Below are 21,170 nucleotides of genomic sequence, written 5' to 3' on the forward strand. Positions count from 1 at the left end.
CACGCTGTTTCGCGACCTTCTCTATATATACGACACATAGCTGCGGCATACTCGGTCGCCTAATTGCCCGGATCCCGCTATGCGCTCACTTGCACTCCTCGCTTTGACCCTGATGCTCACCGCTTGCGGCGATGGTGAATCGCTGTTGTCCCCTGACGCCCGCCTGCCGGACGGCGGACGCTATCGAGGGGATCTGGTCAACGGGTTGTTGCAGGGCCAGGGTCGCATCGACTACCCGAGCGGCAGTTGGTACGCGGGCCAGTTCGACAAAGGCCAGTGGCATGGCCAGGGCGAATGGCACGGCAGCAATGGCGAAGTCTATCGTGGGCAATTCCAGCAAGGGCTGTTCGACGGCCAGGGCACGCTGACCACCAACGGCAGCAGCTACACCGGCGGCTTCAAGCTTGGCCGGCGCGACGGCGAAGGCACCCTCAAAGAAAACGGCATGACTTACCGCGGTGAGTTCAAGGCCGATCAGTATTCAGGGCTCGGTCGTCTCGAACTCGAAGACGGCAGCTCGTATCAAGGCCAGTTCGCCCACGGCAAGCCCAACGGCGAAGGCCAGCGCGGCGATGCCAGTGGCAACCAGTTCAGCGGGCATTTCGTCGATGGCCAGTTGGAAGGCAACGGCACGTTCAACAGCGCCGACGGCGATATCTACATCGGTGGCTTCAAGGACAATCAGCTCAACGGCAAGGGTCGCTACGAGAACGCCGATGGCGATGTCTGGATCGGTCAATTCAAGGAAGGTGTGCTCAGCGGCAAGGGCGAGCTGATCGGCACCGACGGCAGCCATTACCTCGGTCAGTTCAGCGATTGGCGCTTCACCGGCCAGGGCCGCTTGAACCTGGCCGATGGCAGTTTCTACGTCGGCGGTTTCGACAGTGACAGTTATTCCGGTCGCGGCACTCTGGTGCTGACCGATGGCTCCGTGATGAGCGGCACCTGGATCAATGGCCAGCGCGTACGCGATGCCGATGGCAAGTTGTTGCCCGACACCCTGGAGCTCGGTTTGCTCGCCCAGGGTCGCTTGCTCGATGAAGCGCTGGCCAATGTGCCCGCCTCGACCCCAGCGGTCGAGTTATACACCCTGACCCTCGGTGGCGACGGCAAGCAGAGCGTGTTCCTGCGCGAGTCCGATTACGTCGCCAACATGCTCGCCAGCCGCTTCGGCGCTTTTGGCCAGATCCGCCTGGTCAACCATCGTGAGCACCTCGCTGATCGGCCGATGGCCACCCGCGAAAATCTGCGCCGCGCCGTCCAGACCCTGGCCGAACGCAGCGGCCCGGAAGATTTGATGTTCATCTACCTGACCAGCCACGGCACCAGCGAACACGAATTGGTGCTCGACCAGCCACGCATGGAACTGGCTGACCTGCCGGCCGACGAACTGGCCGCGGTCCTCGCCCCGCTGAAAAATCGCGACAAGATTATTGTCATCTCTTCCTGCTATTCCGGTGGTTTCATCCCGGCATTGAAAGACGAGCGCACCCTGATCATGACCGCCTCGCGGGCGGACCGGGTGTCCTTCGGTTGCTCGGAAGAAGCCAACTTCACCTACTTCGGCGACGCGTTGTTCGCCCAGGCGCTGAACCAGACTGACGACCTGGAGCAAGCCTTCAAACTGGCCAAGGCCACCGTGGCCGAGCGTGAACTGGCGGACAACTTCGAAGCCTCTGAACCGCAGATCTGGGCGCCGAAAACCGTCCTCTCCCATTGGCAACTGCTGCGCAAGCAACAAGCGCGCAAAGCATTACAAAGTGCTGCTATCAGCAGCAAGGATGCCAAGCTCAACTAAGCTGAACAGTATCAAGGGGGAAACACTATGTACTTGACGCCTCAGCATGTATTGCTTGCCGGAGCTACCGGATTAACCGGCGAACATTTGCTTGATCGCTTGCTCAATGAGCCAACGATTACGCGGGTATTGGCACCTTCACGCCGGCCACTGGCCGAGCATCCCCACCTGGAAAATCCCGTCGGCGACCCGGCCGTGTTCCTGCCGCAACTCAATGGTCGCGTCGACATCGCCTACTGCTGCCTCGGCACCACGATCAAGCAGGCGGGTTCCGAGCAAGCGTTTCGCGCGGTGGACCTGGACATGGTGGTGGCGTTCGCCAAGCGCGCGCGGGAAATGGGTGCGCGGCACCTGATCGTGATCAGTGCCTTGGGGGCCGATCGCAGATCCTCGATTTTCTACAACAAGGTGAAAGGCGAGATGGAATACGCATTGCGCGCGCAGGATTGGCCGCAACTGACCATTTGCCGTCCTTCGCTGCTGCTGGGTGAGCGCCTGGAACCGCGTATGGCCGAGCAATTCGCCGGACCGTTTTCGCGCTTGATCCCCGGTAAATACCGCGGCATCGAAGCCTGCCAACTGGCCCGTGCGATGTGGCGGCTGGCGCTGGAAGAGCAGGATGGGGTGCGGGTGGTTGAGTCGGATGAGTTGCGTAAGCTCGGTAAATAACCCCACATAGATCGTTCCCACGCTCTGCGTGGGAATGCAGCCCGGGACGCTCCGCGTCCCAAAAGCGGACGCAGAGCGTCCATTGAGGCATTCCCACGCAGAGCGTGGGAACGATCAGTCAGAGTCCACCTGTCGCCTGAAAACTCACGCCAATCACCGTCAGCAATGAGAGCGGCAACAGCAGCGTATCGAGCAACGCACTGCCCGGTAGGTCAACACCGGGATAGCTCGGCGCTTCAGCACCAAAACGGTCCTTGGCGCAGCAACCGCCGTTCATCGCATACAAATCCAGTCGAGTCCCCGAATACACTATCGGCGCCCCCGGTTTGGCGGCATCCAGCGTGCGCGCCGTGGCGCAGCCAGCCAGTTGCAGCGCCAGCAAGACCACCAGCAGCTTATTCATCGCTGCTCAGATGATGCTCGCCCCAACGCGGCAGCATGTCCTGAGGAATGTTCAGCAGGTTGAGAATCCGCGCCACGACGAAGTCGATCAGGTCGTCGATGGTCTGTGGCTGATGATAGAAACCCGGCGAGGCCGGCATAATCGTCACGCCCATGTTCGACAACTTGAGCATGTGCTCCAGATGAATGCTCGAATATGGCGCCTCACGCGGCACCAGAATCAACTGGCGGCGCTCCTTCAAGGTCACATCGGCGGCGCGTTCGATCAGGTTGTTGCAGGCACCGGTGGCGATGGCTGACAACGTACCGGTCGAACACGGCACAACCACCATCGCCGCAGGCGCACCGGAACCCGAAGCCACCGGCGACATCCAGTCTTCCTTGCCATACACCTTGATCTGCCCGGCAGCGGCGCCGGTGTATTCGGTGAGGAAGGCTTGCATGGTTTGCGGTTTCGGCGGCAGCGTAACGTCCGTTTCGGTGGCCATCACCAATTGCGCGGCCTTGGAGATCAGGAAATGCACCTCACGGTCTTCGCGCACCAGGCAATCGAGCAGGCGCAAGCCGTACTGAGCGCCGGACGCACCGGTCATGGCCAGCGTGATGCGTTCCGGGCCGTTGTTCATTGCAGCGCCTCGGCCAATTTGCCGTGCAGGCCGCCGAAGCCGCCGTTGCTCATGATCACCACGTGGGTGCCGGGCTGGGCCTGGCTTTTCACTCGTTCGATGATGCCTTCCAGCGAATCGCTGACGATCGATGGCACGGTGCAAAGCGCGGCGGTAGCACCCAAATCCCAACCGAGGTTGGCCGGCGCGTACCAGATCACCTGATCGGCATCGACCACGCTTTCCGGCAAGCCGTCACGGTGCGCGCCGAGCTTCATGGAGTTGGAGCGCGGCTCGATGATCGCGATCAACGGCGCGTCACCGATCTTCTTGCGCAAGCCGTCGAGGGTGGTGGCGATGGCGGTCGGGTGGTGGGCGAAGTCGTCGTAAATGGTGATGCCGTTGACCTGTGCCACCACTTCCATCCGGCGCTTCACGCTTTTAAACGCGCTCAACGCCGCAATGCCCATCGACGGCACCACGCCGACATGGCGCGCGGCGGCCAAAGTGGCCAAGGCATTGGCGACGTTGTGCTGACCGGTCATGTCCCAATCCACTACACCTTGGGCGACGCCTTCGAACATCACTTCAAACTTGGAGCCGTCTTCGCTCAGCAGCTTGACCTGCCACTGACCGCCGGCACCGGTGGTTTGCACCGGGGTCCAGCAGCCCATTTCAATGACGCGCAGCAAGGCTGGCTCGGTGGTCGGATGGATCACCAGACCTTCGCTTGGAATGGTTCGCACCAAATGATGGAACTGCCGCTCGATAGCCGGCAGATCGGGGAAGATGTCGGCATGATCGAACTCAAGGTTGTTCAGGATCGCCGTGCGTGGGCGGTAGTGAACGAACTTGGAGCGTTTGTCGAAGAAGGCGCTGTCGTATTCGTCAGCTTCGATCACGAAGAACGGTGTACCGCCCAGGCGTGCGGAGACCGAGAAATTCTGCGGCACGCCGCCGATCAGGAAGCCCGGGCTCATGCCTGCGTGCTCCAGCACCCAGGCGAGCATGCTGCTGGTGGTGGTTTTGCCGTGAGTACCGGCAACGGCCAGCACCCAGCGACCTTGCAATACGTGATCCGCCAGCCATTGCGGGCCGGAGACGTAAGGCAGGCCTTTGTTCAGTACGTACTCGACCGCCGGGTTACCGCGGGACATGGCGTTGCCGATCACCACCAGGTCCGGGGCCGGATCGAGCTGCGCGGGGTCGTAACCCTGGGTCAGCTCAATGCCCTGCGCCTCAAGCTGAGTGCTCATCGGCGGATAGACGTTGGCATCGGAGCCGGTCACGTGATGGCCCAGCTCTTTGGCCAAAACAGCCATCGAACCCATGAAAGTGCCGCAGATACCAAGAATATGAATGTGCATAGTCGACCTCGTAAAACATGGCCGCAGGTTAGCGTAGGGTGGGGGAATTCGCACTCTTTAGGTGATGATGATCGTTCCCACGCTCTGCGTGGGAATGCAGCCAGGGACGCTCCGCGTCCCAAGAGCGGACGCAGAGCGTCCGTTGAGGCATTCCCACGCAGAGCGTGGGAACGATCGGTTACGCAGAGCGGGCTATGCCGTGTTTACGCAGCTTCCTGTAAAGCGTATTGCGACTGACGCCGAGTTGTTCAGCGGTATGCGTCATATGCCACCGCTGCTGCTCCAGCGCATTCAGCAGCGCCAACCGTTCGGCATCTTCCAGCGGATGCTCCGACGGCTCGTCCACCACCAACGCAACCACCGGCCGCGCCTGGCGAATCATCGCCGGCAAATCCTCCAGCCCGATCCGCCCGCCATCACACAACGCCGCCAAGGTGCGCAGCACATTGCGCAACTGCCGCACGTTGCCTGGCCAGGCAAAACCGAGCAACGCTTCTCGTGCCGGCTGATCAATCAACACCGTCTCCCCGCCCGCCTCTTCCGCGAGAAGGAAATCCAGCAACTGGGATTTATCGCTGCGGTCGCGCAAGGCCGGCAACGCCACTTCCAGGCCATTGAGCCGGTAATACAAATCCTCGCGAAAACTGCCGTCCTGCACCCGATCCAGCAAATTCCGGTGGGTGGCGCTGATGATTCTTACGTTCACCGACTCCGGCTCACCGCCAATCGGCACAACCTGGCGATCCTCCAGCACCCGCAGCAACCGGGTTTGCAAGGCCAGGGGCATGTCGCCAATCTCGTCGAGGAACAGTGTGCCGCCATCGGCCTGCTGCAACTTGCCGCGCATGCCTTCCTTGCGCGCGCCGGTGAAACTGCCGCCGCGATAGCCGAACAACTCGCTTTCGATCAGGCTTTCCGGGATGGCCGCGCAGTTGAGGGCGACGAAGGCTTTTTCCGCCCGTTGGCTGGCGTGGTGCACAGCTTTGGCGAAGGCTTCCTTGCCGGAACCGGTTTCGCCATTGATCAGCAGCGGCACATCCCGTTCGAATACGCGCAGGGATTTGCGGAAATCTTCTTGCAACGCGACATCGCCCAGGCAAATGCCTGACAAGCGCGGACGCTCGGCAATCACCGGACATTGCACCACCGGCACCGGAATACTGCGTGGCTGGCCGCGCAACACGGCAAACAGACTGCGCCCGTCACGGGTGCGCAACGGCCAACTGGCGCTGGCATTCACGCTCGCGCGGCCAAGCAAATCATCCAGCGAGCAATCGAAAAACGCTTCCACCGGTTTGCCCAGCAACCCGCCGCGAATATGCCCCAGCAAATTCAGCGCACTCTGGTTGACCGCGCTGATCCGCCCGTCGCCATCGAACGCCAGCAGCCCTTCGCTGAACAGCCCGACGGATTCGGCCTGCAAGTGAAAACGCAGCAACCATTGATTATCGAAGTAACGCAGGAAATAACAGCTCTCGATCATCTTCGCCGAGAGATTGACCAACGCCATGGTGTGGAACTGGCTCTGGCGCGAGACTTCATGGCGCGCCGATGACACGTCGAGCACCGCAAGCAGTTCGCCATGCGGGTCGAACACCGGGCTCGCCGAGCAGGTCAGGCCGGTGTGGCGGCCGCGAAAGTGTTCGTCCTGGTGGATGGTCAGCGACTGACGCTCCACCAGGCAGGTGCCGATGCCGTTGGTGCCTTCGCAGGCTTCGCTCCAGTCGGCGCCGAGCCAGAGCCCGGCGCGTTCGAAAATCTTCCGTTCGGCGGGGGCGGTGACGCAGTTGAGGATCACCCCGCGGGCGTCAGTCAACAGCACTGCGTGGCCGGCGCCGGAGAGTTGCTGATGCAGGCTGGTCATTTCGTTGCCGGCAATCTGCAGCACTTGCTGCAAGCGTTCGCGGCTTTCCAGCACGCGGCCATGTTCAAGCACCGTCGGCGCCATGGTCAGGGCTGGGTCGAGGTGATAATCCTCAAGACAACGCAGCCAGGAACGGGCAATCGACGGATCGCTGCCGGGGCCGTGCAGGTGCGATTTGCCCTGGGTGACGGTCAGGACTTGCTGGGCATGGCGACTCAAATGGTTGTCGTGCATTTCTTATTATTCTCCCCGCAGAGTCTGGTTCGCTTCCGTGTAGCAGCTGCCGAAGGCTGCGTCCGGCCGCGAAGCGGTCGTAAAACCTGTGTCCCGTATTTCATCGCCAAACGACGCGAGCGCTTCGCATTCAGACGCAGCCTTTGGCAGCTGCTACATAAAGCGTGAGGCCGAGCATCCTCCACGTCAGCGTGCTTTGCAATGCTGGCAAGACCGTCCAGTCACACGCTGTGCCACCTGCGGTACAAACTGTCACCCAGGCTGTACCGAAACCGTCACAGACGCCGCCCGCTTGTCCGACAAAAACCGCGCAAGGCCTTGATTTACCTGCCCTGCAAGGCAGTGGCCCAACCTTTGCTCTACGCTTATAGCAGGCGCACATGCGCTCTCCCTTATAAGCACAAAAGCCAAGGAGAAATCACCATGCGTTACGCTCACCCCGGTACTGAAGGCGCTATCGTTTCGTTCAAGAGCAAATACGGTAACTACATCGGCGGCGAGTTCGTCGCGCCTGTCAAAGGTCAGTACTTCACCAATACGTCGCCAGTGAATGGCCAACCGATTGCCGAATTCCCGCGTTCCACGGCCGAAGACATCGACAAAGCCCTGGACGCCGCCCACGCCGCTGCCGATGCCTGGGGCGCCACGTCCGTCCAGGCGCGCTCGCTGGTGCTGCTGAAAATCGCCGACCGCATCGAGCAGAACCTGGAAGTGCTGGCGATCACCGAATCCTGGGACAACGGCAAAGCCGTTCGCGAAACCCTCAACGCCGACATCCCGCTGGCGGCGGATCACTTCCGCTACTTTGCCGGCTGCATCCGCGCCCAGGAAGGCAGCGCTGCCGAGATTGACGGCAACACCGTGGCGTATCACATCCATGAACCGCTGGGCGTGGTCGGGCAGATCATCCCGTGGAACTTCCCGATCCTGATGGCCGCCTGGAAACTCGCCCCGGCCCTGGCCGCCGGTAACTGCGTGGTGCTCAAGCCTGCCGAGCAAACCCCGCTGGGCATCACCGTGCTGATGGAACTGATCGGCGACCTGCTACCACCCGGCGTGCTCAACGTCGTCCAAGGGTTCGGCAAAGAAGCCGGCGAAGCCCTGGCCACCAGCAAGCGCATCGCCAAGATCGCCTTCACCGGTTCGACCCCGGTTGGTTCGCACATCATGAAATGTGCCGCCGAAAACATCATCCCGTCCACCGTGGAGCTGGGTGGCAAGTCGCCGAACATCTTCTTCGAAGACATCATGCAAGCCGAGCCGACGTTCATCGAGAAAGCCGCTGAAGGCCTGGTGCTGGCGTTCTTCAACCAGGGCGAAGTCTGCACCTGCCCGTCCCGCGCACTGGTACAGGAATCGATCTACGACGACTTCATGAAAGTAGTGATGAAGAAAGTCCTGTCGATCAAACGTGGCGACCCGCTGGACACCGACACCATGGTCGGCGCCCAGGCGTCCGAGCAGCAATTCGACAAAATCCTTTCGTACCTGGAAATCGCCAAGGGCGAAGGCGCCGAGCTGCTGACCGGCGGCAAGATCGAAAAACTCGAGGGCAACCTGGCGACCGGGTACTACATCCAGCCGACCCTGCTCAAGGGCACCAACAAAATGCGTGTGTTCCAGGAAGAAATCTTTGGCCCGGTGGTGAGCATCACCACGTTCAAGGACGAAGCCGAAGCCCTGGCCATCGCCAACGACACCGAGTTCGGCCTGGGTGCCGGCCTCTGGACCCGCGACATCAACCGCGCCTACCGCATGGGCCGCGCCATCAAGGCCGGTCGTGTGTGGACCAACTGCTATCACCTGTACCCGGCGCATGCCGCGTTCGGTGGTTACAAAAAGTCCGGCGTCGGGCGTGAAACCCACAAAATGATGCTCGACCACTATCAGCAGACCAAGAACCTGCTGGTGAGCTACGACATCAATCCGTTGGGCTTCTTCTGATCCGGCGCGATATCGCGTAACGGCCATCACCGGCAGGCCTTGCTCCTACAGGAGCATGGCTTGCCTGCGAAGGCGTCCTCAAATACACCGTAATTCATCGCCCTGCCCTCTGGCACGGGCTTTGCGTGCTCGCTTCACAGGTAAACGCCACACCCGAAAGTCCAACCGATCAAACAATAAAAAACAGAGAGGACTTATGACTTCTACTACTCAGCTCAAACCCACACTCGGCACCCTGCATTTATGGGGCATTGCCGTCGGCCTGGTGATTTCCGGCGAGTACTTCGGCTGGAGTTACGGCTGGGGCACCGCAGGTACATTGGGTTTCCTCGTCACCGCACTGATGGTGGCGACGATGTACACCTGCTTCATCTTCAGTTTCACCGAGCTGACCACCGCCATTCCCCACGCGGGCGGGCCGTTTGCCTACAGCCGGCGAGCCTTTGGCGAGAAAGGCGGATTGATCGCCGGCATCGCCACCCTGATCGAATTCGTCTTTGCGCCACCGGCGATTGCCATGGCCATCGGCGCGTACCTGAACGTGCAATACCCGGAACTGGACCCGAAGATTGCGGCGGTCGGCGCCTACTTCGTGTTCATGACCCTGAACATCCTCGGCGTCAGCATCGCCGCGACGTTTGAACTGGTGGTCACGGTGCTGGCGGTTGCTGAATTGCTGGTATTCATGGGCGTCGTGGCGCCGGGCTTCAGCTTTAGTAACTTCGTGCTCAACGGCTGGTCGGGATCCAACGAATTCACCATGGCCTCGATCCCCGGAATCTTTGCGGCGATTCCCTTTGCGATCTGGTTTTTCCTGGCGATTGAAGGCGCGGCAATGGCGGCCGAGGAAGCCAAAGACCCAAAACGCACGATTCCCAAGGCTTACGTCAGCGGCATTCTGACCCTGGTGTTCCTCGCCATCGGCGTGATGGTGATGGCGGGCGGCGTCGGCGACTGGCGTCAACTGTCGAACATCAACGACCCGTTGCCGCAAGCGATGAAGGCCGTGGTCGGCAACAATTCGAGCTGGATGCACATGCTGGTCTGGATCGGCCTGTTCGGTCTGGTGGCGAGTTTCCACGGGATTATCCTTGGCTACTCGCGGCAGTTCTTCGCCCTGGCTCGCGCCGGCTACTTACCCAAAGGCCTGGCCAAACTCTCGCGTTTCCAGACCCCGCATCGGGCAATTCTGGCGGGCGGCGTGATCGGCATCGCGGCAATTTACAGCGATGGCCTGGTCAACCTGCAAGGCATGACCCTGACAGCGGCGATGATCACCATGTCGGTGTTCGGCGCCATCGTGATGTACATCATCAGCATGCTAAGCCTGTTCAAACTGCGTAAAACCGAGCCGAACCTGGAACGCAGCTTCCGCGCGCCGGGTTATCCGATCGTGCCGGGGATTGCGCTGTTCCTGGCGGTGGTATGCCTGGTGGCGATGGCGTGGTTCAACACGGTGATTGGCCTGGTGTTCCTCGGTTTCATGGCGGCCGGCTACCTGTATTTCCAACTGACGGCCAAGCAACGCCTCGCGGCACCAGCGGACGCTATGCTGACAGGTGTCTGAGTTGCACCGGTGCCGGGCTCTGCGCCCGGTGCCTGCCACATCGAAGTGCACACCGCTTTTGTAGGAGCTGGCGAGTGCACGAGGCTGCGATCTTTTGATCTTGCCTTTAAAGATCGCAGCCTCGTGCACTCGCCAGCTCCTACAGAGGGGTTCGGTGGTGTATTTGAGACCTTTACAGAATCAGGAGGACCCCGTCCCATGGCCGCATTTGCCCATTCCGTCGGCGCCCAGACCTACCGCTTCGAGAGCCTCAAGGAAGTCATGGCCAAGGCCAGCCCGGCGCGCTCCGGGGACTTTCTGGCCGGCGTTGCCGCCCTCAACGATGGCGAGCGTGTGGCCGCGCAAATGGCCTTGGCCGACATCCCGCTGACACACTTCCTACAAGAAGTACTGATTCCTTACGAGGCCGATGAAGTCACCCGACTGATCATCGACACTCACGATAAACAAGCCTTCGCCGTGGTCAGCCACCTGACCGTCGGCGGCTTTCGCGACTGGCTGCTCAGCGATGCCGCCGACGAACAGAGCCTGCGCGCCCTCGCCCCCGGTCTGACCCCGGAAATGGCCGCCGCGGTGTCGAAAATCATGCGCGTGCAGGACTTGGTGCTGGTGGCGCAGAAGATCCGCGTGGTCACGCAATTTCGCGGCACCATGGGCCTGCGCGGGCGCTTATCCACACGCCTGCAACCGAATCACCCGACCGACGAGCCGGCCGGCATCGCCGCGAGCATTCTCGACGGTTTGTTGTACGGCAACGGTGACGCGATGATCGGCATCAACCCGGCCACCGACAGCATCGCCTCGATCTGCGCCATGCTGGAAATGCTTGATGCGATCATCCAGCGCTACGGAATTCCTACACAAGCTTGCGTTTTAACCCACGTAACAACGTCTATCGAAGCTGTAAATCGTGGGATTCCGTTGGACCTGGTGTTCCAGTCAATCGCCGGCACCGAAGCGGCCAACGCCAGTTTCGGCATCAACCTGAATGTGTTGCAGGAAGGCTATGACGCCGGTTTGAGCCTGAATCGCGGCACCCTCGGGCAAAACCTGATGTATTTCGAAACCGGCCAAGGCAGTGCTTTGTCAGCCAACGCCCACTACGGCATCGATCAACAGACCTGCGAGACGCGGGCCTACGCCGTGGCGCGACATTTCAAGCCGTTTCTAGTGAACACCGTCGTAGGATTTATCGGCCCGGAGTACCTCTACAACGGCAAACAGATCATCCGCGCCGGCCTCGAAGACCACTTCTGCGGCAAGTTGCTGGGCGTGCCGATGGGTTGCGACATCTGCTACACCAACCATGCCGAGGCCGATCAGGACGACATGGACACCCTGCTGACTCTGCTGGGCGTGGCCGGGATCAACTTCATCATGGGCATCCCCGGCTCCGACGACATCATGCTCAACTATCAGACCACCTCGTTTCACGACGCCCTCTACGCCCGGCAAACACTGGGCTTGAAACCCGCGCCGGAATTCGAGCAGTGGCTGGCGAAAATGGGCATCTTCACCCAGGCGGATGGCAAGGTTCACTTCGGCAATAGCCTGCCGCCGGCCTTCCGCCAAGCCTTGGCGCAATTGGGATGAGTGTTGATATGGATAAACCACCCGTCGATCCGCAGAACCCGTGGCTGGAACTGCGCCGCCTGACCCCGGCACGCATCGCCCTGGGCCGCACCGGCACCAGCATGCCGACCAAGGCGCAACTGGATTTCCAGTTCGCCCACGCCCAGGCCCGGGACGCGGTGCACTTGCCGTTCGATCATGCAGGGCTTAGCGCGCAACTGGCCGAGCGCGGGCGCGAGAGTTTATTGCTGCACAGCGCCGCCACGGACCGGAACAGCTATTTGCAGCGCCCTGATCTGGGGCGCAAGTTGAGTGATGAATCGGCGCAGACCCTACGTGATTACGCCTTGGCCCATCCGGGCGGTGTGGATTTGGTCATTGTTGTCGCTGATGGCTTGTCGGCATTGGCCGTCCATCGCCATACCGTGCCGTTTCTGACACGCATGGAAGAACAAGCGGCAGCGGACGGTTGGTCCGTCTCCCCGGTGATTCTGGTGGAACAGGGCCGAGTGGCCGTGGCCGATGAGATCGGCGAGTTGCTGGGCGCAAAAATGGTGGTCATTTTGATAGGTGAACGCCCTGGACTCAGCTCTCCTGATAGTTTGGGTTTATATTTCACCTACAATCCAAAGATTGGCCTCACGGATGCCTATCGCAACTGCATCTCCAACGTCCGGCTCGAAGGCCTCAGTTACGGCATGGCGGCCCACCGCTTGCTGTATCTGATGCGCGAAGCCTGTCGGCGGCAGTTGTCGGGGGTCAATCTGAAGGACGAAGCCCAGGTTCAGACATTGGAGTCGGACGCTGGCGCGGACATGAAAGGAAATTTCCTACTCAGTCCGCCGGATGCCTGAACCGTTTCCGCATTGCGTTTCTGATTCGGTTTCAGGCAGGATCGACGCACGGCTGCCCGAGTAACCGATCGCCGTCAGAGCACGTGAAGACAGCCACTTGAAGACGAGACCAATCAATGCGGATTATTCAAGCGACCCTCGAACACCTGGACCTCCTGACTCCATTGTTCGTCAAATATCGTGAGTTTTACGGTTCCCTGCCGTATCCGGACTCGTCCCGGGCGTTCCTCGAAAAACGCCTGCGTCGCAAGGAATCGGTGATCTACCTGGCCTTGGCCGATGACGACAGCAACAAATTGATGGGTTTCTGTCAGCTGTACCCGAGTTTTTCGTCGCTTTCGCTCAAACGTGTGTGGATCCTCAACGACATCTACGTCGCCGAAGACGCCCGCCGCCAACTGGTGGCCGACAACCTGATTCGTACCGCGAAGAAAATGGCCAAGGAAACCAACGCCGTGCGCATGCGCGTTTCCACCAGCAGCAATAACGAAGTGGCGCAGAAGACGTACGAGTCGATCGGGTTCAAGGAAGACACCGAATTCAAGAACTACGTGTTGCCGATTAGCGACGAGTTATAACAACCCCGTGGCGTGGCTAGCTTCTGTGGCGAGGGAGCTTGCTCCCGCTGGAGGGCGCAGCATTCGCAAACCCAGCCAACAAGATTCTCCTGACACGCTGTAAATGCAGGCTTTGGGAGTGCTTCGCCCTCCAGCGGGAGCAAGCTTCCTCGCCGCAGGGATTTGTACGCGGCCTGTCGGAGTCCGATTAATCGCGACATCCCCCGCTACAAACTCGACGCGCTTTTCACTATTCCCGCCGTATAATCCCGAGCTTCCCGGCTTGTAAGAAAAACTACTCTCGCTTGTAGCCTTACACGAAGTCATATGCACAGGTCTGCCGAGTCGGACCGTCACCACAGGTGCCCCCCATGGATTTCAACCTGATCGACCTTATCCTGCATCTCGATGTGTACCTCGACTTGCTGGTGAACAATTACGGTCCATGGATTTACGCCATTCTGTTCCTGGTGATCTTCTGCGAAACCGGCCTGGTGGTGATGCCGTTCCTGCCGGGTGATTCCCTGCTCTTTATCGCCGGCGCCGTCGCGGCCGGTGGCGGCATGGATCCGGTGCTGCTGGGTGGCCTGCTGATGCTGGCGGCGATCCTCGGTGACAGCACCAACTACGTGATCGGACGAACGGCGGGCGAGCGACTGTTCAGCAACCCGAATTCGAAAATCTTCCGTCGCGATTACCTGCAACAAACCCACGACTTCTACGACAAGCACGGCGGCAAAACCGTGACCATGGCGCGCTTCCTGCCGATCATCCGCACCTTTGCACCGTTCGTCGCCGGTATCGCCCGGATGCCTTACCCGCGTTTCTTCTTCTTTAGTGTGCTCGGCACGATCCTGTGGGTCGGCGGCCTCGTGACCCTCGGTTACTTCTTCGGCAACGTGCCGTTCATCAAGAAAAACCTGTCGCTGCTGGTAGTGGGCATCATCCTGCTGTCGCTGATTCCAATGATCATCGGCCTCGTGCGCAGCCGCTTCGGCGGTTCGAGCTCCAAAGCCGAAACCCGCTAAGCGCCCATGTGGTCCCTAAGCGCCTGGCGTCGCCGGCGCGTCCTGGCCAGGCACCCGATTGCCGACGAGATGTGGCAACGGGTGCGCCATCATTTGAGTTTTCTGGACGGACTCAGCGCCGCCGAAGACCAATGGCTTCGTGAAGCCTGCGTGCTGTTCCTGGAAGACAAACACCTGACTGCCCTGCCCGGCGTCGAACTCCATCAGGAGCAACGCCTGTTGCTCGCCGCCCAAGCGCAATTGCCGCGGCTGAATCTCGGCGACTTGAATTGGTATCAGGGCTTTCACGAAATCGTCCTCTACCCCGACGACTTCCTCAGCCCCCAGCGCCATCGCGATGCCAGCGGCGTCGAACACGAATGGGACGGCGAACACAGCGGCGAAGCCTGGCAGCAAGGCCCGGTCATCCTCGCCTGGCCCGGCGTCATGGCCAGTGGCGGCTGGGAAGGCTACAACCTGGTGATCCACGAACTGGCGCACAAACTCGACATGCTCAACGGCGATGCCAACGGCCTGCCGCCGCTGCACCCCGACATGCGTGTCAGCGAGTGGGCAACGGTCATGCAACAGGCCTACGATGACCTCAACCGGCAACTGGACCGCAATCCGGACGCCGAAACCGCCATCGACCCCTACGCCGCCGAGAACCCGGCGGAGTTCTTCGCCGTCACCAGCGAATACTTCTTCAGCGCCCCGGATTTGCTGCACGAGGCTTATCCACAGGTCTACGAGCAGTTGCAGCTGTTTTACCGCCAGGACCCGCTGGCCCGGTTGCAGCAACTTCTGGCCGAGAACCCGGTCTATCAGGCACACGACTAAGGTCTACACGACCTCTGGCACATAGCAACGGTGGCGGAATATGCCTATAATCGCCGCCACTTTTTGGTCAATCCGGCCAAGTGTTTTTGGTCAACTAACGGGGGCACCGCCCAATGAGCTACAGCAAGATTCCGGCTGGCAAAGACCTGCCGAACGACATCTACGTCGCGATCGAGATCCCGGCCAACCACGCGCCGATCAAGTACGAAATCGACAAAGACAGCGATTGCCTGTTCGTTGACCGTTTCATGGCCACCCCGATGTTCTACCCGGCCAACTACGGTTTCATCCCGAACACCCTGGCTGACGACGGTGATCCCCTCGACGTGCTGGTCGTGACCCCTTACCCGGTTGCTCCAGGCTCGGTTATCCGCGCCCGTCCAATCGGCATCCTGCACATGACCGACGACGGCGGCGGCGATGCCAAAGTCATCGCAGTCCCACACGACAAGCTGTCCCAGCTGTACGTCGACGTGAAAGAGTGCAGCGACCTGCCACCCCTGCTGATTCAGCAGATCGAGCACTTCTTCGCGAACTACAAAGACCTCGAAAAAGGCAAATGGGTGAAGATCGAAGGTTGGGGCGACTCAGAAGCCGCTCGCACCGAGATCATGAAGTCGGTTGCTGCTTACAAAGGCTAAAGCCAGCTTGTAGCTGCAAGCTTCAAGAAGAACCCCGGTGATCCGGGGTTTTTTGTGGGCGCTGATAAATGCCGGCTTAAACAGGACGTTTAACGGTTTTGCCATTTGGTTTTTTCTTGTTTAAAAATCCCGAAAAGCGTCTTACATCCGGTCGTAAAATTCCCGCGCAATTTGAACGGTTCGTTTATTCAAACCCCTCCCCGGCGCCCGTAAACTCGCGTTCATGAAAAAGAACACTAGCGGTCCACGGTTTAAAGCGCTCCTCAAGGCGGCGAACATCACGACAACAGGATTCGCCGAATTCCTGAACACGGCGCCGCAAAACGTCCACAACTGGTACACCCGCGGTGTGCCCGCCCACTGCATGGAAGAGGTCGCCCGAAAGCTGTCCGTCAACAGCCACTGGCTGAAAGCCGCCGAAGGCCCCAAAGACCTGTGCCTGCTCGACGACTCCGGCAACACCTACGACGCCCAAGCCATCCGCGGCGTCTATACCGTCATCGAGCCCACCGACGTCGAACTGTCCTTCTACAAAGAAATGCCCGTCGCCCCGGGTTCCAGCAAAACCCACGTCATCGAGGACGCCAGCCAACCCATCCGCCTGCCCCGCAGCCACCTCGACTCCCTGGAAGTCAACCATAAGGACGCCATCTGCGCCCAGATGATCGGCAATAGCATGGCCGAGAAGATTGAAGACGGCTCAACCATCGCCATCGATCGCGGCCTGACTCAGATTATCGATGGGGAGATTTATGCGATCGAGCACGACGGAATGCTGCGGATCAAATACCTGCACCGGATGCCGGGGAATGGGTTGCGACTGCGCAGCCACAACAGAGCGGAGTATCCGGATGAGGTATTCAGAGCGGCGCAGATCGAGGAGCAGAACATTCGGGTGTTGGGGTGGGTGTTCTGGTGCTCGACACTGAACAAGCGGCGGCCGCCGGCGCCGTTCCTGTAACGCACCTTGTAGCAGCTGGCGAAGCCTGCGTCCGGCTGCGCAGCAGTCGTAAAACCATAATTTGCGGTGTCCAAGAAAGACCGCGATTGCCGGGTTTACGACTGCTGCGCAGCCGAACGCAGCCTTCGGCAGCTGCTACACATCATCGCAATCGCTCTACCCGGCACTTCCCACTGGGAATTGAAGAAAAAAATCAGTATGCTGCGCCCCACATTTGCGCATCACCCCGCCCCGCGGCGCTGATCGCACCGACAAGGCAGATCACTTTCTCGCCAAGTCCCACAGCCGGACGCAAGATCCGGGTGTACGTTTTGAAGGCTGGCGCGGTTTACCAAAAATGAACCAAGCCAGTCCCCGAGAAGCCGGCCACAAGCCGGCTTTTTAATGCCTGAAATCCTTGCAGGATAAGGGCCTGGCACAAAGCGTCATGTTTGACCCACACTTTGACCCACACCTAACCGCTGGTTAGCCGCCACTCTATCCCCTCGATTTCTTTAGCGACGGCCGACTGCACTCATGAACACTCCTGCGGTGGACACAATCCACCTTAAGTTAGTTGTCCACTCGGCCCGGGACAGACCAGTTTGAATGCTACCGGAAAAGGCTCTAATCGCAGGCAGTGCTAATTTGGCGTTGGAAAGCTCGCCAAACCTACTAACCTGACCACTATCCAATACGCCCAGTAATCACAATATAAGGCGCCCAGTGAGCCGCCTGACTTAGCTCAGCGTCCACAACATCGTCACGGTAGTATTGACTAAGGCTGATCTGAGCCGATTGCAACGCGACAGCGATAGCACGAGGGGATTCGAACGTTACACACGCTTCGTAAAATGCTTTGAAAAAAACCGGCGCGCTAACGTCCAAGGTTTCCCAAAGACTGGATATCACGCTTCGAACGCCCCCACGCAGCAGGGTCAAAGAAAAACCTTCCACATCCAAATCCTGCCGGGCTGTGCCACAGGCTGAAAGCACAAACAATCCCAAATCCGAGGTGTTTCGCTCAACTGCTTTGCGTAGGCGGCTCATGCTCAAGTTACCATCGGCAAGAGCCAGTATGGAAAGTGCGTCGCTAGTCGCGTTAAACGCGGCATGCGTCGCTAGGTGAATGGCGCTGTTGCTTTGTCCGGCCAGCCCAAGATTGTCTAGCATACGCTCGATGGTGCATTCGTCATGGCTGTAACTCACGAAGGCTTTAGATGGTGTTTTAGGTTTAAGCGCTTGCTGGATCACCTCGCACTCCAGAGCCGCCCCGGGCAACTGCGCGCCTGGCAACTCAGAGCAGGCAAATACGGTCACGGAGGAGGCGATCTGTGCTGCATTAGTCAATTTTCCACTCCCTGCAGCATTGAGATAAGCGATGGAATAGCATTCAAATACGTATCGCTTGCCATCAAACAAGGCTGCAAATGGCACTCCATCCAGGGGGCTGTCTGTCTCGATCCATAGGTGAGTAACGCCTTTCAGAACTTCAGCCAGAGGCCTAATCAAAACTCCATGCAAAGAGGAAGACATCTCCAAAAAATCGCTCTGACTGCGGGAATGCGATTGACGCAAAGCAAAGGTCATCAAAGAAACCTCTTCGAAGGATATGCTGATTCGATGTGTTGTGATCGAATCGCCTACCTGCACCGTTATCGTCATGTATGTACGCGATACCAAATAGCGAATACGTGCATCCCCTGGGAGCAACGTACGAATGGAGACACTCCCTTGAGCTTCGATCTGCCTTGTTTTGCGCAGCCAGATATGGGTCTCCAACGCATGATCCAACCCAGCTAGCAATTCTCCCATGCGCGCTATTGTCGAATCGCCAATGCTCTCCTTCTGTGGAATCGAGGCCAGAAACGAGGGTATGCCCGAGTGATTCATCCCAGCTGCCTCAGCTTTGCTGACGGCCACAGCTGCTTCGATCTCGACCGGGACGCCCTCACGTCGCGTATACACTCCCCAAGCGTCATCCTTGAGCAAGGCAAAGGCCTGTTCCGCCTCATTATATCTGCCCGCAATCGTCAGACTTTGAGCGAGCTTTCGGTGGGTGTCAGATCGCGATCTCAAATACATAGCCGATCCAGCCGAATCAAGGTCGTCGCTGGGAAACGCTTCCCTGTATACGGCGTGAACCGCAGCCTTACCGAAAAGCACAGCGGCGTGGCGAGCACCGAGTTGCTCAAAACCCTCCATTATCTTCAAGCGGATGTAGGAATCGGGGTTCAAAAAACCTATCAATGTAGCAGGATCACTTTTCACACCCCAATTGGAAAAGCCAGCGAGCAACGCCCATGCAAAATAAAACCAGGCTTGCTCAGGACGACCCAGGTTCGACTCGACCAGTCCGGCACACGCCCAAGCACGGCCTTCAAACCACGCTCTTGATCCGATCTGTTTGCACAGCTGCGCTGCTTTGGCGAACCAAGATGCAGCCTCGTGAAATGCTGTCTGTTGCTTGGCTGGAGAATCCGCATGATTACCTATGTTGAAATACACAAAGCCCATTCCACCGTAGGCATGAATGCATTGGTAATCCGCGTCAGCTTGTTGATCGGCGTCCCAGTTGTCCCCTGCACACCGAATTGTCTCTTCAAAAGCAGCCAACGAACGCTCGTACAATCCCGCGCTTAAAAGGGCATTGCCATAGTTGTTAAACAGGATTGCTCGATCGTATGCCGTGGAAACAAACGCTGGTGCCTCACGCGCAAGCCAGATGGTCGTATGAGTCGACAAGATGGCAAGGTTTATGTGCGACGTCCTGTTCAGAGCATGTAAAAGGCCATCGATATCGACGAATCGTTCGGTAGGATCTCTTTTCTCTGATATGTCATTGAACGCAATCAGCATGGCCGTTCGTAGCGAATATGGAGCACGCTCCGCAAGAAACGCATGTGTACAAATAGCGATCGTCCAGCCGATGGCAGCTTGTAGAGGAGTCGCGCCGTTTACACCGGCGTCCAACGCGGCTGCTTGATCCATGCGCTTCAGAGCTGTATCCAGATTACCGCTCCAAGCTTGCGCGGCTGCGGATAGCCTCAAACATCCATCGATTGCTCCTGGCTCAACCTGATGAACGTCACACAGACGGCAAGCGAGCTCCAGAACCCGAGTCGCACGATAGCGCCTTCCAGTTTCGTCAAACGCTATTGCCAGCTGCAATAGCGTAACGACCACTGGAGACCAGTCGCGACATTCGCGTCTGCGTATGGAAAAAGCGCAGAGCAGCCCTCGTAGTGCACAATGAAGGCTTTCATTCTTTGCAAGGTAGAAAGTTCCCCATTCGTACAGAAAATCTGCACGTTCGAGTTGTCGTTTATTGAAAAGAATTCCAGACAACCAAACCATAAATGTAGCTTGGTGAACTGAAGTCGGCGAAGCGATGGGCCGCACCACGAGAGATCGTAATAACCAGTGTTCCGCATTCAAAAAAAGCTGGGCCGCTCGCTCATTATCACCAGCACCCAATTTGCGAGCACACGCAATCAATGCGTCTCGGTTTTCTTCCGCCCTTGGGCTGTTGAAGGTCGAATGGCACAAGCGAAAGAACTTCGTTTCCTTCATTGTCGTAATCACACGTCCTGCGCGAACCAACGGTCGTTATCCCCTGGCCGGATTAGCGCTACTGCATCGGCCCGTGCCGGGTACTCTGCGAGCCTTTCGAGTACGCCTTTTATGTCGCTATGGTCACCATAGCGGGTATGGAAGGCTGCCTGAAGAAACTCCAATGATTTCCCGCTGGGATCTTCACGCAGCAGCGTTAGCACGAAGAATTCTTTCTCTTCAAGCCGTACCCCTTTTTTATATATCTTCAGCGCTAAGCTGGTGAGGGTTTTGCCCACGGAGAGCGCCAATGAAAGCATCTTGGTATCGGAAACTTGACCGGATGAAGCGAGCACAGATCCGGCAATCACGTCTCGCAAAACGACAAACAGGCTGCTCAGAAGCTGCAGATCTCCGTCCCTGATAACCCAGCGCGCCGGTTTGAAAACTGCGCGATGTGTGCTTTCACCGCCTTCTGTCTGGGGTAGCACGCGCCATTCATCAACCAGCGCTTGCGCAAGAGCATTGGCGTTATCTCCCATTCCGTCACTGGCTAGGTGTTCTGTAAGAAAAGTGATTGCTTCAGCACGATCCAAGAACTGGTTGGTCAAGACTCTACTCCCAAGTTTAAATTCGTCTGCACGATACTCGCGAACGTCATCGTCCACAAACGTCTCGAAAATGAAGGTAGATTGGTACATTACTTTTACAGTGTGGAAAGACGAAATGGGGATCGTAAATAACCTCCAGCATTATC

Annotated in this window: 17 protein-coding genes; 11 read left to right on the forward strand and 6 right to left on the reverse strand. The window is 58.8% G+C overall.

Annotated features, from left to right (window positions below; translation table 11 throughout):
* The first annotated feature begins 79 nt into the window (after positions 1-79).
* Together ACA071_RS27760 and ACA071_RS27765 are read left to right on the forward strand one after the other, a co-directional pair.
* Positions 80-1,798, forward strand: coding sequence for a C13 family peptidase (locus ACA071_RS27760; RefSeq protein ID WP_497641978.1), 1,719 nt, complete (start codon positions 80-82; stop codon positions 1,796-1,798).
* A 27-nt stretch (positions 1,799-1,825) separates the two neighbouring features.
* Positions 1,826-2,467, forward strand: coding sequence for an oxidoreductase (locus ACA071_RS27765; RefSeq protein WP_497641979.1), 642 nt, complete (start codon positions 1,826-1,828; stop codon positions 2,465-2,467).
* Positions 2,468-2,585: 118 nt separating this feature from the next.
* On the opposite strand, the gene ACA071_RS27770 is transcribed toward ACA071_RS27765, so the two are convergent.
* From ACA071_RS27770 to ACA071_RS27785, 4 genes are all read right to left on the reverse strand, one after another.
* Complete coding sequence (locus tag ACA071_RS27770) at positions 2,586-2,870, reverse strand: YceK/YidQ family lipoprotein (protein ID WP_497641980.1); 285 nt, start codon at positions 2,868-2,870, stop codon at positions 2,586-2,588.
* Positions 2,863-3,495 (reverse strand): flavin prenyltransferase UbiX, encoded by a 633-nt coding sequence (ubiX, locus tag ACA071_RS27775; RefSeq protein WP_201198165.1) that lies wholly within the window; start codon positions 3,493-3,495, stop codon positions 2,863-2,865. The genes ACA071_RS27770 and ubiX overlap by 8 nt, the downstream gene beginning before the upstream one ends.
* Entirely contained in the window at positions 3,492-4,841 is a 1,350-nt protein-coding gene (gene mpl, locus ACA071_RS27780; protein WP_497641981.1) for a UDP-N-acetylmuramate:L-alanyl-gamma-D-glutamyl-meso-diaminopimelate ligase, read from the reverse strand. Before mpl ends, ubiX begins: the two co-directional genes overlap by 4 nt.
* A gap of 178 nt (positions 4,842-5,019) precedes the next feature.
* Positions 5,020-6,939 (reverse strand): sigma-54-dependent Fis family transcriptional regulator, encoded by a 1,920-nt coding sequence (locus ACA071_RS27785; RefSeq protein ID WP_497641982.1) that lies wholly within the window; start codon positions 6,937-6,939, stop codon positions 5,020-5,022.
* Positions 6,940-7,362: 423 nt separating this feature from the next.
* Here ACA071_RS27785 and exaC point away from each other — a divergent pair, with 423 nt between their 5' ends.
* The 9 genes from exaC to ACA071_RS27830 all read left to right on the forward strand — a co-directional run bounded on the left by exaC (position 7,363) and on the right by ACA071_RS27830 (position 16,882).
* Positions 7,363-8,883, forward strand: a complete 1,521-nt coding sequence (gene exaC / locus ACA071_RS27790) for an acetaldehyde dehydrogenase ExaC (RefSeq protein WP_497641983.1) — start codon at positions 7,363-7,365, stop codon at positions 8,881-8,883.
* Positions 8,884-9,079: 196 nt separating this feature from the next.
* A complete protein-coding gene (eat, locus tag ACA071_RS27795) occupies positions 9,080-10,450 on the forward strand; it encodes an ethanolamine permease (protein WP_497641984.1) in 1,371 nt (456 codons plus the stop codon).
* Between the two features lie 198 nt (positions 10,451-10,648).
* Positions 10,649-12,043, forward strand: coding sequence for an ethanolamine ammonia-lyase subunit EutB (locus ACA071_RS27800; RefSeq protein ID WP_497641985.1), 1,395 nt, complete (start codon positions 10,649-10,651; stop codon positions 12,041-12,043).
* A gap of 8 nt (positions 12,044-12,051) precedes the next feature.
* Positions 12,052-12,876, forward strand: coding sequence for an ethanolamine ammonia-lyase subunit EutC (gene eutC, locus ACA071_RS27805; RefSeq protein ID WP_497641986.1), 825 nt, complete (start codon positions 12,052-12,054; stop codon positions 12,874-12,876).
* A 116-nt stretch (positions 12,877-12,992) separates the two neighbouring features.
* Positions 12,993-13,454, forward strand: coding sequence for a GNAT family N-acetyltransferase (locus tag ACA071_RS27810; RefSeq protein ID WP_169372906.1), 462 nt, complete (start codon positions 12,993-12,995; stop codon positions 13,452-13,454).
* Positions 13,455-13,804: 350 nt separating this feature from the next.
* Positions 13,805-14,461 carry a DedA family protein gene (locus tag ACA071_RS27815; RefSeq protein ID WP_497641987.1) on the forward strand — a complete coding sequence of 219 codons (657 nt, stop codon included), beginning with the start codon at positions 13,805-13,807 and terminating at the stop codon, positions 14,459-14,461.
* Positions 14,462-14,467: 6 nt separating this feature from the next.
* Positions 14,468-15,280 carry a M90 family metallopeptidase gene (locus tag ACA071_RS27820; protein ID WP_497641988.1) on the forward strand — a complete coding sequence of 271 codons (813 nt, stop codon included), beginning with the start codon at positions 14,468-14,470 and terminating at the stop codon, positions 15,278-15,280.
* A gap of 113 nt (positions 15,281-15,393) precedes the next feature.
* Positions 15,394-15,921, forward strand: a complete 528-nt coding sequence (gene ppa, locus ACA071_RS27825; RefSeq protein WP_008153565.1) for an inorganic diphosphatase — start codon at positions 15,394-15,396, stop codon at positions 15,919-15,921.
* Positions 15,922-16,144: 223 nt separating this feature from the next.
* Positions 16,145-16,882, forward strand: a complete 738-nt coding sequence (locus ACA071_RS27830) for a S24 family peptidase (protein ID WP_497641989.1) — start codon at positions 16,145-16,147, stop codon at positions 16,880-16,882.
* 666 nt (positions 16,883-17,548) lie between these two features.
* On the opposite strand, the gene ACA071_RS27835 is transcribed toward ACA071_RS27830, so the two are convergent.
* A complete protein-coding gene (locus ACA071_RS27835; protein WP_497641990.1) occupies positions 17,549-20,434 on the reverse strand; it encodes a CHAT domain-containing protein in 2,886 nt (961 codons plus the stop codon).
* Positions 20,435-20,442: 8 nt separating this feature from the next.
* Entirely contained in the window at positions 20,443-21,024 is a 582-nt protein-coding gene (locus tag ACA071_RS27840) for a hypothetical protein (protein ID WP_497641991.1), read from the reverse strand.
* Between the last annotated feature and the right edge of the window lie 146 nt (positions 21,025-21,170).

It is taken from the genome of Pseudomonas sp. LBUM1646 (genome assembly GCF_059716165.1).

Bases quoted from the DNA above. Each gene is read 5' to 3' on its own strand.
- eutC (WP_497641986.1), top strand. From the start codon at position 12,052: ATGGATAAACCACCCGTCGATCCGCAGAACCCGTGGCTGGAACTGCGC.
- ACA071_RS27810 (WP_169372906.1), top strand. From the start codon at position 12,993: ATGCGGATTATTCAAGCGACCCTCGAACACCTGGACCTCCTGACTCCA.
- ACA071_RS27815 (WP_497641987.1), top strand. From the start codon at position 13,805: ATGGATTTCAACCTGATCGACCTTATCCTGCATCTCGATGTGTACCTC.
- ACA071_RS27770 (WP_497641980.1), bottom strand. From the start codon at position 2,870: ATGAATAAGCTGCTGGTGGTCTTGCTGGCGCTGCAACTGGCTGGCTGC.
- ACA071_RS27785 (WP_497641982.1), bottom strand. From the start codon at position 6,939: ATGCACGACAACCATTTGAGTCGCCATGCCCAGCAAGTCCTGACCGTC.
- ACA071_RS27830 (WP_497641989.1), top strand. From the start codon at position 16,145: ATGAAAAAGAACACTAGCGGTCCACGGTTTAAAGCGCTCCTCAAGGCG.
- ACA071_RS27820 (WP_497641988.1), top strand. From the start codon at position 14,468: ATGTGGTCCCTAAGCGCCTGGCGTCGCCGGCGCGTCCTGGCCAGGCAC.
- ACA071_RS27765 (WP_497641979.1), top strand. From the start codon at position 1,826: ATGTACTTGACGCCTCAGCATGTATTGCTTGCCGGAGCTACCGGATTA.
- exaC (WP_497641983.1), top strand. From the start codon at position 7,363: ATGCGTTACGCTCACCCCGGTACTGAAGGCGCTATCGTTTCGTTCAAG.
- ppa (WP_008153565.1), top strand. From the start codon at position 15,394: ATGAGCTACAGCAAGATTCCGGCTGGCAAAGACCTGCCGAACGACATC.
- ubiX (WP_201198165.1), bottom strand. From the start codon at position 3,495: ATGAACAACGGCCCGGAACGCATCACGCTGGCCATGACCGGTGCGTCC.
- mpl (WP_497641981.1), bottom strand. From the start codon at position 4,841: ATGCACATTCATATTCTTGGTATCTGCGGCACTTTCATGGGTTCGATG.
- ACA071_RS27800 (WP_497641985.1), top strand. From the start codon at position 10,649: ATGGCCGCATTTGCCCATTCCGTCGGCGCCCAGACCTACCGCTTCGAG.
- ACA071_RS27760 (WP_497641978.1), top strand. From the start codon at position 80: ATGCGCTCACTTGCACTCCTCGCTTTGACCCTGATGCTCACCGCTTGC.
- ACA071_RS27835 (WP_497641990.1), bottom strand. From the start codon at position 20,434: ATGAAGGAAACGAAGTTCTTTCGCTTGTGCCATTCGACCTTCAACAGC.
- eat (WP_497641984.1), top strand. From the start codon at position 9,080: ATGACTTCTACTACTCAGCTCAAACCCACACTCGGCACCCTGCATTTA.